This is a genomic window from Winogradskyella sp., assembly GCF_013042245.1.
In the GTDB taxonomy this organism is placed as follows: Bacteria; Bacteroidota; Bacteroidia; order Flavobacteriales; family Flavobacteriaceae; genus Winogradskyella.
The window spans coordinates 1-16,807 of record NZ_JABDQL010000073.1 but is presented as its reverse complement, the minus strand read 5'-3'; the positions used below and the strand labels follow the sequence as shown (position 1 = coordinate 16,807).

Below are 16,807 nucleotides of genomic sequence, written 5' to 3'. Positions count from 1 at the left end.
AATCATAAGGGCTTTGAGTTTTTATGTTTTTAGTTATTAACTTCTGGATCGGCTAATTCAAAACCTTCAGCTTCTTTAGTGCTATAGTCAGTTTCGTTGTCCTCTGCTCCATGGGTAAGTGCTTTTAGTTTTTTGAAGAAGATAAATACTAATAGAGTAAAACCTACACAGAAAATAGCTATTCCTGTAAATACTTTAAACTCTCCAAAAACAGATGAAGATTCTCCAAGTAAACCTGCTACCTTATTTCCTAATCCAGTTGTTGCAAAATAAATACCCATCATTATTGATGCATATTTTGCAGGTGCAAGTTTAGTAACAAATGATAATGATACAGGCGATAGACATAACTCACCAACCGTGTGAAATAAATATGCTAATACTAACCAATACATTGCAGAGGTACCTGTATTGTCATATTCTGTAGCAGCAGCTGACATGAATAAAAACCCAACACCTATTATTCCCAAACCAATAATCATCTTAAATAATGAAGATGCTTCAGTTCCTTTTAATTTGCGTTTTGCCCAATACGCAGCTACTCCAACACCCAAAGTGATTATAAAGAAAGAATTCAATGACTGAAACCATGTCGCTGGCACTTGCCAGCCAAATAGCATTCTATCTGTTTTTTCACTAGCATAAATATTCATTAAACCTCCTGCTTGTTCAAATGCTGCAAAAAAGGCTATAATCAATAAAAATGAAATAAGTAAAACTATAATTCTATCTTTTTCAACTTTAGTAAGTGGTCTTCTATAGGCTTCTTGATCTTCTCTATTTTGTGATTTCCCTAGATAATTACCCACATGAACAAGATATTTTTGACCAGCTAAAAACTGGATTAATCCTAGTACCATAAGTAAACCTGCAAGACCAAAACCATAGTGCCAACCATGGACTTCTCCAACATAACCAACTACTAATCCAGATAGGAAAGCACCAATATTAATTCCTATATAAAATATGGTAAAACCTTTATCTCTCCTCACATCCCCTTTTCTGTAAAGCCCTCCAACCATTGTAGAAATATTTGGTTTTAAACATCCTACACCAAGTATTATAAAAACAAGACCTGTATAGAACGCCCACATGGCTTCAATTGCCAACACACTATGACCGATTACTAATAAAATAGCGCCTAAAATGACTGACTTTTTTTGACCCAAGAATTTATCAGCCAAAATCCCTCCAGGAATTGACATAAAATAAACTAACATTGAATACCAGCCATAAAGTGCTAAAGCATCACCTTGTGACCAACCTACTCCAGGATTTGCATCTGTAGTTTTAGATGTTAAATATAAAACCAAAAGTGCCCGCATTCCATAGTAAGAGAAACGCTCCCACATTTCTGTAAAAAATAGTACAAATAATCCCACAGGGTGCCCAAAGAGCTCCCTTTCATAAGGTTGTTTAATTGCTGTTGCCATAAAATTGATTTTATTTAGTGTTTTGTTAGTTTATCCTTTAATTTTTGATTTTACCTCTTTCTTCTCTTCATTCTTTTCTCGCTTATCACCAAGTGTTTTATGAATAAAATCTGTCATTTTTGTATATAAATGTAAACGTGTATTTCCGCCATAAATCCCATGATTTTTATCTGGATAAATCATCCAATCGAATTGCTTATTAGCTTGAACTAAAGCTTCTACCATTCGCATGGTGTTTTGTAAATGCACATTATCATCTCCTGAGCCATGTATTAACAAGAAATCACCTTTAAGTTTATCAACATGATTTATAGGCGAATTTTCATCATAACCACTAGGGTTTTCTTGAGGTGTAGTCATGTAGCGTTCAGTATAGACCGTATCATAGAACCTCCAACTTGTTACAGGTGCTACAGCGATAGCCATTTTAAACACATCATTACCTTTAAAAAGCGCATTACTACTCATAAAACCTCCATAACTCCAACCCCAGATTCCAATACGGCTTTCATCTATGTATGGCAAAGCGCCTAGTTTTTTTGCTGCTTCAATTTGGTCTATAACTTCGTATTTACCTAATTCATTTTGAGTGACTTTTTTAAATGCAGCGCCTTTATAACCGGTTCCTCTTCCATCTACACAAGCTACGATATAACCTTGTTGTGCTAAATGCTGATACCAGTAATCGTTAGAGCCGTTCCAACGGTTTTCCACTTGTTGCGAGCCTGGACCAGAATACTGATACATAAATAAGGGGTACTTTTTTGTAGAATCAAAATCAGCAGGCTTAATCATCCACATGTTAAGCTCGTTACCTTTTACTAAAATAGTACTAAACTCTTTCTTTGAAGTTTTATAGTCTTCAACTCTTGCGGCTAATTTATCGTTATCCTTTATACTTTTTATAAGTGTTCCTGATTTAGAATCATTAAGTGTGTATTCTTGCGGTGAGGTAGCACTTGAATGCGTATTGATAAAATAAGAAAAATCTGCGCTAAAAGATGCACTATTTGTACCGTCACGTTTAGTTAAACGCTTTTTATTTTTACCATTCAATTTCACAGAATATACATCTCTATTGATAGAGCCATTTTCTACAGACTGATAAAAAATAGTATTAGAATCATCGTTAAAACCGTAGTAATTGGTAACCTCCCAATCACCATCTGTTACTTGATTAATTAGTTTTCCGTTTTTATCGTAGTGGTAAATGTGGTTATAGCCATCTTTTTCACTCGTCCAAATAAAACTATTATCTTCTAAAAATGTTAGGTTAAATGTCACATCAACATAAGCTTCATCCGTTTCTGCTAACACAAGATTTGATGTTCTTTTAGATGTATTTATCATCCATAAATCCAATTCATTTTGATGACGATTTAGATACTGAACACTTAATACATCTGCATCATTAGTCCATTTTAACCTTGGGATATAAAAATCTTTATAAGCTTTATCTACTTTAATTTCTGAAAGTTTTTCAGACTCCAAATTGTAAAGATGTAATGATATTTCAGAGTTCGGTTCACCAGCTTTTGGATACTTAAATACTTGTTGCGTTTGATATAAGTCTGACCCAAAAACATCCATTGAAAATTCAGGAACTTCAGATTCATCAAAACGTATAAATGCTATTTTATTACTATTTGCATTCCAATCAAAAGCACGCACAAAACTAAATTCCTCCTCGTAAACCCAATCCGTAATACCGTTGATAATGCTATTCTTTTTACCATCAAAAGTAAACTGTTTTGTGTCTCCGGTTTCTAAGTTTTTCACATACAAGTTATTCTGAAAGCCAAAAGCTACTTTTTTTCCATCTGGAGAAAATGTTGGTTCTTGCACCAAATCATCACTCAATTTAGTTAACACTTTAGACTTGGTATCATATATATAATATTCTCCTAAACGCGAACGTCTAAAAACTGGCTGGGACTGCGTCGTCAATAAAATCTTAGATTCATCCTTACTAAAACTATAGTCAATAAAAGCTTGGATTTGACTTAAATCCGAAGAGTTAACAAATGTATTTACTTTCTTTGAAGTTTTATAATCGTAAATATCTATTGAAGATGTTCTTTCTTTTCTATCAAAATTAAGAACCGAATATTGATTTCCATTATTCATAGAATGAAGGGCTTGCATACCTTCAGTTCTAAATGTTCCATTCCAAATATCTTGTAAGCTAATTTCTTTTTTCTGAGCGGTTACAAAGGTAGTAACCAAGAGACCAATAATGGCGAATAGACGTGTGGATTTCATTAATCGTTCTAATTTGTTAATGCAATGCCAAGTTTACTAAAAAATATGGAAAAAACACTAATTATTAACAGTAAATCGGCAATATTGAAAAACATTCAATACATATTGTACCAATCCTAGTATCTTTGTGATTTAAACTCATAATCAATGATTCAAAACACCATTTCAGGATTTTCAAAATTATCAAAAACTAAAAAAATAGATTGGTTACTCAATACCTGTTTCGATAATAATGATACTGCTAAAAAAGTGGTTACACAGTATTGGAATTCAGACGAAAAACTCCAGAAGTTACATGATGAGTTTATAGAAAACACCATTACTAATTTTTATTTACCACTTGGTGTTGCACCCAATTTTCTGGTTAACGAGAACCTTTATACCATACCAATGGCTATTGAAGAGAGCTCTGTAGTTGCCGCAGCTAGTAAAGCTGCCAAATTTTGGTTTGAGCGTGGTGGTTTTAAAGCTGAAGTTATTTCAACAACTAAAATTGGGCAGGTTCATTTTACGTTTTCAGGTAGCAAAACGGATTTACAAAGCTATTTTAAAACTATTAAACCCCAGTTAATTTCTGATGCTTATCATATTACAAAAAATATGAATCGCCGTGGTGGCGGTATACTAGATATTGAATTACGAGATAAAACCGAAGAATTAGATAATTACTATCAATTACATGCAACTTTTGAAACACTTGATGCAATGGGTGCTAATTTCATCAACTCTTGTTTAGAACAATTTGCTGAAACTTTTAAAGCACATGCAAAAACACATAAGGTTACTAATGTAAATATTGTAATGAGCATCTTGTCTAACTACGTACCCCAATGCTTAGTAAGGGCGGAAGTACGTTGTAAGATTACAGATTTAAAAGATAAAGATATTCCTGACCCTATCACTTTCGCTGAAAACTTTAAACAAGCTGTCTCAATAGCTGAAGTTGAGCCACATCGTGCAGTAACTCATAATAAAGGTATTATGAATGGTATTGATGCTGTTGTTTTGGCAACAGGAAATGATTTCCGTGCAGTTGAAGCTGGTGTACACGCTTATGCTGCTAAAGATGGAAAATATTCAAGCTTGACCCATTGTAATATTGATAATGACATATTTTGCTTTTGGCTAGAAATACCTTTAGCTGTTGGTACAGTCGGTGGCTTAACAAGTCTTCATCCTTTAGTGAAATTCGCACTACAAATGCTTGGTAATCCATCAGCTAAAGATTTAATGAAAATCGTAGCTGTTGCAGGATTGGCCCAAAACTTTGCAGCATTAAAATCATTGACCACATCAGGAATTCAACAAGGGCATATGAAAATGCACTTGATGAATATTCTCAATCAGTTTAAAGCCAATGATGAAGAAAAGAAAGCATTAATTACTTATTTTAAGACAAATACGGTAACACATAGCGCTGTTGTAGAAGCAATTGAAAAATTAAGGAGCTAGTTGATGAAGTATTTCAAAAGCAACGGTAAACTTTTACTCACAGGCGAATACCTTGTTCTTGATGGTGCTAAATCTTTAGCATTACCGACCAAATACGGACAACAGCTTTTAGTAGAACCTAATCAAAACCAAAAGATTTGCTGGAGAAGTTATGATGAAAATCAGAGCCTTTGGTTCGAAGATAATTTTTCAATTGACGCTATTCTAAAAGACGGTTTCACTTCACCAAATGAAATATCTCAACGTCTTATACAGATTTTAAAAAGTGTTCAAGCACTAAATCCGTCTTTTTTTAAGCATACTGAAGGCTTCAACATAAAAACCACTCAAGACTTTAATCGCGCTTGGGGATTAGGAACATCCTCTACATTGATAAACAATATTGCCAATTGGGCAAATGTTGATGCTTATGCGCTATTAAAATTTACTTTTGGCGGTAGTGGCTACGATATTGCTTGTGCACAACATAATTCTGCAATTACGTACCAAATTGTTGGAGACAGACCATTAGTAAACGAAGTCAATTTTAATCCAATGTTTAAAGACTCTATCTATTTTGTATACCTTAATCAGAAACAAAATAGTCGTGAGGGCATAGCCAATTATAAAAAATATAAAGGTGATTTAAAAGCTCCTATTTCTGATATAAATAGTATAACCCAACACATGATTTCTTGTTCGTGTTTCTCTGAGTTCGAAAACCTTATTGAAAAACACGAGCGTATTATTTCAAAAATCATTAATCAAAAGCCTGCAAAAGAATTATTGTTTCCAGATTTTAATGGTGCTGTAAAAAGTCTTGGTGCTTGGGGTGGCGATTTTGTTTTAGTAATTTCTCAAGATAATCCCGAAGCTTATTTTAAATCAAAAGGCTACGAAACGATTCTTCCATATTCCCTAATGATTAAATCATAAAAAAAGCCTTGCGAAAAACGCAAAGCTTTTTTTATTTTATATTAAAATATTTACTTAACTAGTAAACTGTTTTTGCTCTGTTATCTTCAATTTCAGCAGCAGCTTCTAAGGCAGAATATACTTTACCCTGAGCAGCATTTTTACGAAGATTACTCAAACGCGCTTGGATAGCAGCGTAATTATCTAGTTTTGTTGCTTCGTTTACTTTAGTAACCTCAACCAAATAAACACCATTTGCGCCATCTATAGGCTTAGAAATTTCACCTTCTTCTAGTCCAAATGCCGCTCCGATTACTTTTGGTTCTGCACCGGCACCAGATAAAGTTGTGCTTTTAAGTGTAACACCATTTGCTGTTCTAACCGTTTGGTTTTGTGCTGCAGCAATATCTGCTAAAGCACCAGTAGTTAATTTCTCACGAATTATCTCAGCTTTCTTTTCTTTAAGCACTTCTACACGTACTGCTGCAGTAGCATCTTCAACACTCATTAAGCCTTCTTCATTAACATCTACCAATTGTGCAACTATAAAACCAACACCAGATACGGGAAAACTTTTATAGTCTCCTACTTCAGTTTCGTCATTAAATGCCCAACGTACAACTTGTCTTTGACTACCTAGACCTGGTATATTTTCGTCTAGCTCTTTGAATGTTACAGGCTTTACTGTTAAGTTTCGCTCTTGTGCTAGCTCTCTAAAATCTCCAGTTTCCGCAGCGATTTCAAATTTTTGTTTTGCATTAAAAACGTCATCAATTGTTTTTTCTGACGCTTCAATCTTACGAGCAACAGTTGCAAGCTTTACAGTATTATTAAATCCTGATTGGTCTAAAATTTCGATAATGTGATAGCCAAAACTGGTTTCAACCACATCCATATCACCTTTCTCATTGTCAAAAGAAAAGGCTTTAAACTCTTGAGCAAAACCTTGATTGTAAGTAAACTCTATAACACCCTCTTTTTCATTACTTACTTTATCAGAAGATAACTCCAATAAATCAATAAATTTTGAACGGTTTCTGTTTACGACATTATAAATGCTATCCGCCGTAGCTTTTGCCTCTTCAGCTGTTTTTGTAACATCTGCAGCTGCTCTGTTAGCACCTACATAAGGAATAAGAATATGACGTACTTTAACTGAGTCTGGTTTACTTGCTTTATCTAAAACCTTAGAGTACTTATAGAAGCCAGCATCTTTATATGGTCCGTAGTAAGACCCTATTTGAGCATTAGTTAAACTATCCTTAGCAGTCCCTAATTCTGAAGCTCTTAAATAAGCATCATTGTATTTTATATCTGAATTTGAATTTACAAATGCTTCAATGTTATCTGTATTATCAAAACCTAAAATCGTATCTGTGCCTTTTGTAGTTTCATTATATTCTACTCTATCGCTTCTTAATGCTAAAAGCTCAACCTTAAGAACATCTTCGTCTTCTACTGAAGCCTCCTCTCTAAACTCAACAAATAAAATTTCTCTGGTAGCATCTACTTGATATTTCTCTTTGTTGTTTTGCATGTAAGATTTTATATCTGAGTTTTTGATAGGCACTAAACTATCTGCAATAGATGAGTAAGGGACTTGCACATACTTTAAATCTACCGTTTGAGAATCACCCATATAATCATCTTCAGCTTCTGTCTGTGTTGCATTGACTCCTGCTTTTATTAAATTATAATATTGCTGGGTTAAAGCGTTATTAGCTAAAGATTGCTCGTTATTAGTCCACTGCGCATAATTAATTGTAAAGTTGCTCAATGGTGCACCTTGCGGTTGAATATCTTTTAGATTTGCGATGAATGCATTAAGCTTATTAACGTCAAAAATGCTGTCCTGATTTTGAAACTCAGGATAACTCCCAAAACTTTTTTCTAATAAGTCGCGCATTTTATCTTTTTCAACAGTAAGTCCTAATTTTTCGAACTCTGTGCTCATAACAATACGCCTTAACTCTTGGTTATAAACGTTATTTTTAACTTGTGTCTCAGAAGAATTTGGTCCCATACGCTGTTGCATGTTTTGCACTGCGAACATGAATGGTTCTCTATTAATATCTTCTCCATGGATGGTTGCTACAATATCTTGCGAACCTGTAAATCCGTCTACATTTCTAAAAACATCTCCAATTACAAAAGCAAATAATGCCATTGCAATAACCAAAATTAATACAAGCGAACGCTGTCTGATTTTATTTAAAACTGCCATTTTATGGTATATAGTTTGTTAAAATTAAGTGTGCGAAAATAACATTTTATACCAAATAATAAAAGGATGTTTGGTCTTTTTTAATTACAAAAAACCGATTAATCCTCGAACATAATTTTAAGATGTACTCTATCGATTTTTGTTGAAGACACTTCTGTAATGGTGAACTTAAAATTTGCGATTCTAATAGTTTCGTTGAGCTTTGGAATATCTTGGTTGTAATGCACAATTAAACCTCCCAGAGTCTCGTAAGATTCGCCTTCAGGCAAATTTAATTTGTAGGTTTCATTGAGATAATCCACCTCTAGTCTAGCCGAAAAGTTAAAGGTGTTTTCTGAAAGTTGTTCTTCTTTTAATGCCACACTATCATGCTCATCTTCAATTTCCCCAAAGAGTTCTTCAATAATATCTTCTACCGTCATAATACCAGAAGTACCTCCATACTCATCAATAACTACAGCTATGCTTTTTCTTTTTTTTGTAAGCAGATTAAGTACATCTTTAATTAAAATAGTTTCCGGGACAAACACAACCGAAATCAATATTGATTTTATGGTTTTTGGTTTTTTGAATAACTCGAAAGAATGTACATAGCCTAAGATATCGTCTATTGAATCTTTATATATTAAAATTTTAGTATAGCCAGTTTCTACAAACAACCGGCTTAAGTTTTCGATAGAATCTGAAATATCGATTGCCATAATTTCGGTACGAGGTACCATTACCTCACGTGCTTTGACTTCTGTAAACTCTAAAGCATTTTGAAAAATTTGAATTTCACTATCTACCTCATCATGCTCTTCAACAGATTCCATTTGTTCGGTAATAAAATTGCCAAGCTCTACTTTTGTCAGAGCCAATTCTACAGCATCTCCCTTAGTCTTGAAAAAGGTTTTTAGTACAAAATCTGAAATCCATATTACAAATTCTGAAACCATCGAAAACAATATGTAAAACAAATAGGCAGGTAAGGCAAAAAACTTTAATAAGGTATTTGAATAAATCTGAAAAAAAACTTTAGGTAAAAATTCTGCAGTGACCAAAATTATTGCTGTAGAAATAATGGTTTGTGAGAGCAATTGAAAATCTTTAAAAAGGTAATTTAAAATACTATAATCTGAAGGTAAAAAACCTTGAAACCAACGAACTAGAACATCACCCATTTTAAACCCGTAAATTACCAATGCTATATTATTACCAATGAGCATCGTTGTTATAAATTTAGAGGGCTTTGCTGTTAATTTTGTAAGTAATTTACTAAGAAAATCACCTTGTTTTTTTTCAAGCTCAATATAAATTTTATTGGAAGACACGTAGGCAATCTCCATTCCTGAGAAAAATGCGGATAACAAAAGAGAGACAACAATAATTACCGTATCTAGTGTCATGAGTTACGACTTGTCACGGTCTTGAAACTTGTTTCGAAAACGCCTACGGAAAAAAAACATAAATACAGCCAAAGCTGCAAATAGAATAGAAATGTAACTTCGATTTCTGTCTACAGACCAGTTTGTAATTGCATCCCAAGCAAATAGGACTGCGAAAATTATATATGCGTATTGAAAAATCTTAAGCGCTTTTAGCATAACTCAATTAATTATGAAACAAATGTAGTTAATTATTGACTTCGATGTCCCCAGCAGCAGCTAACATTTCGTACTCTTCGAAATTTCGGTCAGAATCAAAACCCGTACCATTAACATCAGTTCCTTGACTTCGGAGTCTTACAGCTTCATTGGTGAAAATCCATTCTTTCTTTTCGTCAAAGTACATTTGAGAGGTAAATAATGAATCTTGTTTATGTGTTGTAAGTATTACATTACCACGTAAGTCTATTAAATCTGTTTCGCTGTAGACAATAGCATAATCAGAAAAAATCTTACTTTCATTTCCTGCCTCATCATAGATAATGAGCTCAATACCTTCAGGAAATTCTGAAAATGCAAAATTTCGGTTAGAATAATCTAACATTTTAGGACTCAAAAGATTCGCTCTCAGCTTAAAAGAATCTGTGTACTTCAAGTTTATGGTATCAGCAACAACAATAGGTTCGTTTTGTAACACACCTACTTGCTGAACGTCTTTGAAGTTGTTTTTACATGAAAAAAACACAGTCATAACTAATGCTATGACTGTATTTAAAACTATATGTAATTTACTTCTATTCACTTTAATTTAAGGTACTCTTACTGAAGCTCCTATCCAACATGAGATATTTATTTTATCTCCAGACTTAAGCCCTTCTGTAAAAAGCATTGTTTTATCTGGAGCTAAACCTTGATAGCTTGCAGCAGTTTTAGAAGACACGCTTCTTAAACGCCCATCTATCTGACCTGCTTTACGAGCTTCTGAAGCTGCTAACCAGTATACGGCTCTCTTTTTTAAGGTTGTATCACCACAATTTTTAGCGCTACTTGCGTACATAGCTGCTATTCTTAAATAAGGCGTCCCTTTAGACGGGTTTAATTGCAGAGCCTCTCTGTAAAGTTGTCTTGCTTTGCCATAAGCACCTTTTTTCTTATTTTTCTCGGCTCTTCTAAAAACATAATTCCATTTTTTAAGAGGATCTGTCTCTAAGCTTTCTGCTTGTTTGTAATATTTTTCAGCCTCAGAAACCCTCCCTTTCTTTTCATTTAAAACACCAAGATAATATGCTGTACCTGCATCTGGCTCTAAATTATTCTTCTGAGCAACTAATTTCTCAAACATTGGGTCGTCCGTACATTCTTTAGAATACATTTTATTCATCGCACGTTGTAACCACTTTGCATCATTTTTCTTTTCTTCAAAATCCTTTTGATACAATGGGATTAAAACATCACATGTAGCTCTGTCACCAATTTTTGTATCCATACTTCCAGAGATATCATCGTAGACTTTAAGGTAACTTTTATTACTCTTAGCTATACTCTTCTCTCTTCGCGTTAGCTCTTGACCTTCTTCTTTCTTTAAAAGCTTATTAAGACTCAAAGTATTTTTACCAACTTCTTCTTCAATTTTATCATTAACATCATCATACTTGTCAAACATTTCTTGTGCTGACTTCTTACCAGCGTCATACAAGTCAACTATTAGAGAGAAATATGTATATAAAGCCTTTGGGTCGTTAAAGTTTTCTAAATCTTGTGTATAGCCTTGATTAAAAATATCATAGAGTTCTTCATCAGACAAACCTAACTCTTTTCTATATTTATATGAAAGATTACCTTTTTTGGCAAACATTTTTCCCGTTTTAAACTTTGAACCATAGTATTTGTTATACTCGTCATAGAGTTTTAAAAGGTCTGCTTCAAATGCTATTTTGTCTGCTCCAGAAGATGTTTTAATTTTATGTTCCAAAATCTTTTCTCCCCTAACATAGATGGCTCTATTAAACTTAGGGCATTTCTTTCTTACTTTCATCCAAGACTCATAAGCTTCATCGTATTTTTTGTTCTTAGCATAAGAATCGAAAATAGATAAATTGTTTATACACTCTTCATCTTGTTGAGCATAGCTTGTGCTAAATCCAACAGATAGCGCTATGAGTAGTAATGTAATTTTCGTCTTCATCTTTTTAAATTTTTGTTAGTTATATTTTCTTTTCTGAAACCACCTATCACTTAAAGATAGACTAAGATTGAAATTAAAAAAGTTTTCTTGTATTAAATTGCTATTCTTTGTACCTCTTTGTCCATACTCAAAACCTAAATTTATTTCGGAAAACACTCCCGTCTGTGGTCCTATTGGTAAACCTAATCCAAAAGATATGCCAAACTCGTTTATTGACTCATCATTTACAACTAAGCCTGTATTTTCGAACCTTGCTCCTGCTCTGTAAGTAACTCGTTTGAAGTAACTTGACAATGACCTATAGCTTGGCAAATAAAATCCACCAATAGCAAATGATGAGGCATCTTCAAAAGAAGTATTATCTATTGTAGAACCTAATAAAGGATTATCGAAAACACTTGTATTCTGAGCAACATACTCAGCTCCAATAAACCATTTTGATGCTTCTCCTATACCTGCACCAAGCGCAAATCTTGACGGCAAGTTCAAATCTGTTTCTTCTAATCCATCAGTAACCAAGTCTACATCTATTGTATTCTGAACAAATTCATCACCTAAAGTTGTAACAAAAACTGTTGAAATAGAACGGTCATTAATTGAATTTAAACTACTCTCTGGAGCAAAAGTAGCAGTTGCAGACAATTCTAATTTGTCTGATATTTTTCCTTTATACGCAGCCCCAAGGTTAAAGTTTAGACCGCTTAAATCTGATCTGTTAGTTTCCCTAGTAGAAAGCTGTATGATATTTCCGTCGGAATCATAAATAAATTGAATAGCGCTATTTTCGGTTGAACCAAAATTATAGTTGGCATCAACCCCAATAGAAAGATTATCATTAACTAAATAACCTAAACTGAAAAAGGCCTTATTTAATCCGCCTTCTCCTTCATATCTAAAATCAATTCTTTCGTTAACAGGATTTATATCTTGAAGCTTATACCCCACAGATGTAAAAGGCAATAAACCAAAACCAGCCCCAAACCTTCCCAATGGAATAGAAACAGCTAAATAATCAAATGTTGAAGTGTTTGCATTTTGAGATTCAGTATTACTATTTAAACTAACACTACTAAAAGAGCCTGCCACAGTAAATTTTACAGGCCTACTTTCTCCATTGTAAGGATCCGTTTTTAAATTTTTTCCAGCGTAGGAAGCAGGGTTTCTTAAGTTGATATGTAAACTATCTATATATGAACCGATACTACCCATTCCTAAATTTTCTACAGTACCTCTAAATTTTAAACTACCAATGCCGTAAAAAGAGTAAGGTGATGCGGTTCCTTGTTGCGCAAAAGTTTGGCAACCAATAATTGTAATAAGTATTACAATAAGTTTTTTAATCATTATTTTGAATTGAATTCTAGAATAAAGTTCAAACCTTCCAATAGAAAATTCGAGTTCGCAAATATGCTATTTTTTAATTGGTTTGACAAAAATTTGGCATCTCCTCCTGTTAAAATAACTGTTAAATCTGGATATTTGTCACGATATTCGTCAATAATACCATCAATTTCTTTAATAATACCCATCACAACACCCGAGTGTATCGAAGACTCTGTACTATTGCCTGTTAAACCAGCAGGCTTTTCCGTATCTAATAATGGAAGATTTGCAGTTAAATTATTTAATGTTTTATAACGTAACCTTAAGCCAGGCGAAATAGCGCCACCGATATAGGCATTCTTTTGAGTTACAAAATCATAAGTAATGCAAGTCCCAGCATCTATAATTAGAGCATTCGTCTCAGGAAAATTTAAAACCGACGCACTTACCAAAGCAATTCGATCTACCCCTAAAGTTCTTGGAGTTTGATATTCATTCTTAAATGGAACTTTAGTTGTCCAATCCAACTCAAGAACTTTTAAATTCTTTTTAAGGAAATTAACATCCTTATCATCAAGTCTTCCTACAGATGAAACTATTATAGATTTAAGTTTAGGAAATTGTTTTTTTATCAATTTATACTCTTTCCTAAACTGCGAGAGCTTAAAAGCGTCTTTCCAAATAAGATTATCTTCTTCAAATACAGCGAATTTTACAAAGGTATTTCCAACATCAACAATAAGATTCATAAGTTTTTACTAAACGACAAATTTATAAAATCAAATTTTGTTATTTTCTTTTTGGTAAAACTAAAAATGCATTTATATTTGCATCCGCTTTAGCAATGAAGCAACTGGTGCCTTAGCTCAGTTGGTAGAGCAAAGGACTGAAAATCCTTGTGTCCCTGGTTCGATTCCTGGAGGCACCACCTTAAAACCCTTGTTAACTAAATGTTCTCAAGGGTTTTTTAATTAAGTGTGCTGAATTGTGTGCTAATAAAAAACCGCTACATAAAATGCAACGGTTTTTAAATGTGTATTATCAAAACAAATCTATGATGCCGTACCAGAGCCTAAATACACACTATTTGATACTTGACTACCATCAGCAGAAACAAACGCCATAAACAGCTCTACTGTGTCTCCTGCATAGGTATTGGGTATTGTAACCACTTGCGAACCTGCAATTCTATCAGCACCATCCAAAATAGAAATTGATTCTTTCTTGCTTGGATTGTAAACCAATACCATTGCTTTATCTGTTACATTTGCATTACCTTCTGTCGAGTTATCTCCCCAACCAAAATCCACTTGTCCTGGTGTTGTTAAATCTGTAGTTCCGTTTAGCACTCCAGATAAAGAACCCCTACTTAATAAAGCTAAAGAATAATCAATCGTAAAGTTAGGTGCAATACCCCCTACTGCATTATTTAGCACATAAGACATTGCAGCATTAAATTCAGTTTTCTTGGTCGCAAAAGACTTATAACCGATTTTTAAAAACTCTTTGTTTGGCTGCAAATACTCCAATGTAATAGTAAATTTATTACGCTGATTCACTTGTCCCTCTGTTCGAGGATTCGCCACGCTAGATGGCTTAATTCTAATGTAGTCAATACCTTTCCAACTACCACCGATGACGTTACCTACTTTACCAGATAATCCGCCTAAAATTCCTTGAGAAATCTTTCCCATAATATAAAAACAATTTAAAAATTACACGTTCGGATTTGGTACGGACTTGATATTGCTTTTAAACTTTATTCACCTTTATAATATAACGAAAATAATGCCATTTTGTTAAGGTTTCAGGCTCTTTTGACGCTTTTGCGCTATGCTTCATTAGTTTGCATTAGTTTAAAACAATTACGAATATATGCCACCTTTAAAACTGCCATTTTATCAATGACATTTTGAAGCTCTTTTTCTTTTCTATTGATAACCTCAACCGCTTTAATATGTTTTTGCATCTGATTAGCGATATTATCGCCTGATTTTAAGCCTTTTTTTAGCGTGTTTCTACAATCATCTATTGAGATAAACGGAATAACACTACCTTTTAAATAATAAGCGTAAAAACCGCCTATTTGCAACATCATAGATAAATGAAAAAGCGTGTTTTTTGCTTCTTCGGTTTCGGCAGTGACTACAAAACAGTTAGGACAGGGATTTGCGAGTGGTTTTCCGCTGTTAAGCCCTTTGTTTAGGATGAAAAAATGAGGTTTAGAGTAGGTTTTTCCGATTTGGTGTGTTTTCAGTTCAAAAGTTGACATAGCTATCCAATTTAAAATTGCTTCGCTACGCTTCGCACCATTATTTTTTTTGAAAAGAAAAAAAGATAGCCTCTAATGTTGTGGCGTGGATGAGGCTGTCAAGGTTTTTGGGTAAAAGTTTTTTGAGTAAAAATGTATAATGAAATAGCAGAAATATTGTAAAAAAGTTTTATTCAAAACCCGTAGGGCTTGACCTTTATAGCCTTGTGCGGCTGGTAGAGGTAGCCACATATATTTGCTACCTTTTTTTATTTTAATAACAATTGATTCTTTTTTAATGTGTCTATAATTTCTTGCTTGTTGTAATATCTTCTATGCCCTAAACCATAACTAATGACTTTACCTTTGTTTGTCCAATTCCAAAGTGTCGTTGCATTAATCTTCAAAAAATCTGCTGTTTCTTGCCTTGTTAAATAGACATCGTTTTTTTTAGTGCTTAAATCATCTAAATAGCTTTTTATTTTAAGCAATAGCTTATCGGCTACTTTATCTGCTAATTCATCAACTGATACTTCTGTAATTTGGATTGTTTTTGTTATCATAATATTAAATTTAGAACGAAAATAAAACACTTTTATGGGGAATTAACACTTAAAAAAATAGGTTTTAGTTCTGTATTGAGCGTTGGGTGAAGCGTTTGTATGGGTAGCGTTTTAAATAGTTGTCTGATAAAACAGCATTTAAACAAGCTACTTATACAGGACTTTTAGACAATAGCTTATTGCTTTTTGACCTCTCGACTGGCGCTCGAGACAGGGCGAGCGAGAAAAAGTAATGTGCTATGGCGTATTACTACATTTTATGAACCTTTTTTTTTATATCCGCTGAAAAGGGTGGTGGGGAAAAGTGGACTATGATATTTGTTAACGAAATGAAACAAACAAATAATTGAGCTAAGGAATACTTGGATATTTCGACTGCGCTCAATACAGGCTTAGTGAGGTTTTTGTGCAGATGAATGAGATAACGAATATAAACTTTTATGTACAAATGTTGAAATATAGCCTTATGTACTGATGTCTAAATGTTATGCAGAATATGAATTGGTGTACTGTATTGCGCGTGGGCAGAAGCGGCTATTTTACATAATGACAGTTATGGCTACGCCATTGGTGGTGCGAGGAAGTACCATAACTACGCATTATGTAACATAGCAAGGCGTTGGTTTTGTGGCGGAATAGTTGTTTGAGCCTTTCGACAGGCTCAAGACAGGCTAAGGCAATGGCTCTTTGCTTTTTTATTGTACCAATTTAATAAAATAGATACATTTAAGTAAATAATCCTCGGGGCAAGCCCACGAGGCATTAAAATAATTTCAATTGATTATTCTTTTTCAAACTTTTATAATCCTTTTCAACACCTTGTTCCTTAACATAATTTGCTATCAATTTTTCA

At 33.6% G+C, this 16,807-nt stretch carries 13 protein-coding genes and 1 tRNA gene; 3 read left to right on the top strand and 11 right to left on the bottom strand.

The window, feature by feature from the left end; all coding sequences use genetic code 11:
* Positions 1 to 29: 29 nt before the first annotated feature.
* Entirely contained in the window at positions 30 to 1,433 is a 1,404-nt protein-coding gene (locus tag HKP48_RS06055) for a peptide MFS transporter (RefSeq protein ID WP_296343873.1), read from the bottom strand.
* Between the two features lie 30 nt (positions 1,434 to 1,463).
* A complete protein-coding gene (locus HKP48_RS06050) occupies positions 1,464 to 3,695 on the bottom strand; it encodes a S9 family peptidase (protein WP_296343872.1) in 2,232 nt (743 codons plus the stop codon).
* A 150-nt stretch (positions 3,696 to 3,845) separates the two neighbouring features.
* On the opposite strand from HKP48_RS06050, the gene HKP48_RS06045 reads away from it, so the two are divergent.
* Positions 3,846 to 5,147 (top strand): hydroxymethylglutaryl-CoA reductase, degradative, encoded by a 1,302-nt coding sequence (locus HKP48_RS06045; protein WP_296343894.1) that lies wholly within the window; start codon positions 3,846 to 3,848, stop codon positions 5,145 to 5,147.
* Positions 5,148 to 5,150: 3 nt separating this feature from the next.
* Positions 5,151 to 6,062, top strand: coding sequence for a GYDIA family GHMP kinase (locus HKP48_RS06040; RefSeq protein WP_296343870.1), 912 nt, complete (start codon positions 5,151 to 5,153; stop codon positions 6,060 to 6,062).
* 58 nt (positions 6,063 to 6,120) lie between these two features.
* Here HKP48_RS06040 and HKP48_RS06035 read toward each other — a convergent pair whose 3' ends face one another.
* From HKP48_RS06035 to HKP48_RS06010, 6 genes are all read right to left on the bottom strand, one after another.
* The gene (locus HKP48_RS06035) at positions 6,121 to 8,265 is read right to left on the bottom strand and encodes a peptidylprolyl isomerase (protein ID WP_296343868.1); all 2,145 of its coding nucleotides are present in this window, start codon (positions 8,263 to 8,265) and stop codon (positions 6,121 to 6,123) included.
* Positions 8,266 to 8,363: 98 nt separating this feature from the next.
* Positions 8,364 to 9,653: a hemolysin family protein gene (locus HKP48_RS06030; protein WP_296343866.1), complete on the bottom strand. Its 1,290-nt coding sequence runs from the start codon at positions 9,651 to 9,653 to the stop codon at positions 8,364 to 8,366.
* Between the two features lie 226 nt (positions 9,654 to 9,879).
* Positions 9,880 to 10,434, bottom strand: coding sequence for an LPS export ABC transporter periplasmic protein LptC (lptC, locus tag HKP48_RS06025; RefSeq protein WP_296343864.1), 555 nt, complete (start codon positions 10,432 to 10,434; stop codon positions 9,880 to 9,882).
* Between the two features lie 6 nt (positions 10,435 to 10,440).
* Positions 10,441 to 11,817, bottom strand: a complete 1,377-nt coding sequence (locus tag HKP48_RS06020) for a hypothetical protein (protein ID WP_296343862.1) — start codon at positions 11,815 to 11,817, stop codon at positions 10,441 to 10,443.
* Positions 11,818 to 11,832: 15 nt separating this feature from the next.
* A complete protein-coding gene (locus tag HKP48_RS06015) occupies positions 11,833 to 13,161 on the bottom strand; it encodes a hypothetical protein (RefSeq protein ID WP_296343860.1) in 1,329 nt (442 codons plus the stop codon).
* Positions 13,161 to 13,889, bottom strand: a complete 729-nt coding sequence (locus HKP48_RS06010) for a type III pantothenate kinase (protein ID WP_296343858.1) — start codon at positions 13,887 to 13,889, stop codon at positions 13,161 to 13,163. Before HKP48_RS06010 ends, HKP48_RS06015 begins: the two co-directional genes overlap by 1 nt.
* Positions 13,890 to 13,995: 106 nt before the next feature.
* On the opposite strand from HKP48_RS06010, the gene HKP48_RS06005 reads away from it, so the two are divergent.
* A tRNA-Phe gene (locus HKP48_RS06005) sits at positions 13,996 to 14,068 on the top strand.
* A gap of 124 nt (positions 14,069 to 14,192) precedes the next feature.
* On the opposite strand, the gene HKP48_RS06000 is transcribed toward HKP48_RS06005, so the two are convergent.
* The 3 genes from HKP48_RS06000 to HKP48_RS05990 all read right to left on the bottom strand — a co-directional run bounded on the left by HKP48_RS06000 (position 14,193) and on the right by HKP48_RS05990 (position 15,954).
* Complete coding sequence (locus HKP48_RS06000; RefSeq protein ID WP_296343856.1) at positions 14,193 to 14,834, bottom strand: DUF6266 family protein; 642 nt, start codon at positions 14,832 to 14,834, stop codon at positions 14,193 to 14,195.
* Positions 14,835 to 14,971: 137 nt separating this feature from the next.
* On the bottom strand, positions 14,972 to 15,412 hold the full coding sequence (locus HKP48_RS05995) for a hypothetical protein (protein WP_296343854.1): 441 nt from the start codon (positions 15,410 to 15,412) through the stop codon (positions 14,972 to 14,974).
* A 248-nt stretch (positions 15,413 to 15,660) separates the two neighbouring features.
* Positions 15,661 to 15,954 (bottom strand): helix-turn-helix domain-containing protein, encoded by a 294-nt coding sequence (locus tag HKP48_RS05990; protein WP_296343852.1) that lies wholly within the window; start codon positions 15,952 to 15,954, stop codon positions 15,661 to 15,663.
* Positions 15,955 to 16,807 lie beyond the last annotated feature (853 nt).

What these genes read in the sequence shown, in the direction of transcription:
- HKP48_RS06055 (WP_296343873.1), bottom strand. Translation starts at nt 1,433, where the DNA reads ATGGCAACAGCAATTAAACAACCTTATGAAAGGGAGCTCTTTGGGCAC.
- HKP48_RS06050 (WP_296343872.1), bottom strand. Translation starts at nt 3,695, where the DNA reads ATGAAATCCACACGTCTATTCGCCATTATTGGTCTCTTGGTTACTACC.
- HKP48_RS06040 (WP_296343870.1), top strand. Translation starts at nt 5,151, where the DNA reads ATGAAGTATTTCAAAAGCAACGGTAAACTTTTACTCACAGGCGAATAC.
- HKP48_RS06035 (WP_296343868.1), bottom strand. Translation starts at nt 8,265, where the DNA reads ATGGCAGTTTTAAATAAAATCAGACAGCGTTCGCTTGTATTAATTTTG.
- HKP48_RS06030 (WP_296343866.1), bottom strand. Translation starts at nt 9,653, where the DNA reads ATGACACTAGATACGGTAATTATTGTTGTCTCTCTTTTGTTATCCGCA.
- HKP48_RS06020 (WP_296343862.1), bottom strand. Translation starts at nt 11,817, where the DNA reads ATGAAGACGAAAATTACATTACTACTCATAGCGCTATCTGTTGGATTT.
- HKP48_RS06015 (WP_296343860.1), bottom strand. Translation starts at nt 13,161, where the DNA reads ATGATTAAAAAACTTATTGTAATACTTATTACAATTATTGGTTGCCAA.
- HKP48_RS06010 (WP_296343858.1), bottom strand. Translation starts at nt 13,889, where the DNA reads ATGAATCTTATTGTTGATGTTGGAAATACCTTTGTAAAATTCGCTGTA.
- HKP48_RS06000 (WP_296343856.1), bottom strand. Translation starts at nt 14,834, where the DNA reads ATGGGAAAGATTTCTCAAGGAATTTTAGGCGGATTATCTGGTAAAGTA.
- HKP48_RS05995 (WP_296343854.1), bottom strand. Translation starts at nt 15,412, where the DNA reads ATGTCAACTTTTGAACTGAAAACACACCAAATCGGAAAAACCTACTCT.
- HKP48_RS05990 (WP_296343852.1), bottom strand. Translation starts at nt 15,954, where the DNA reads ATGATAACAAAAACAATCCAAATTACAGAAGTATCAGTTGATGAATTA.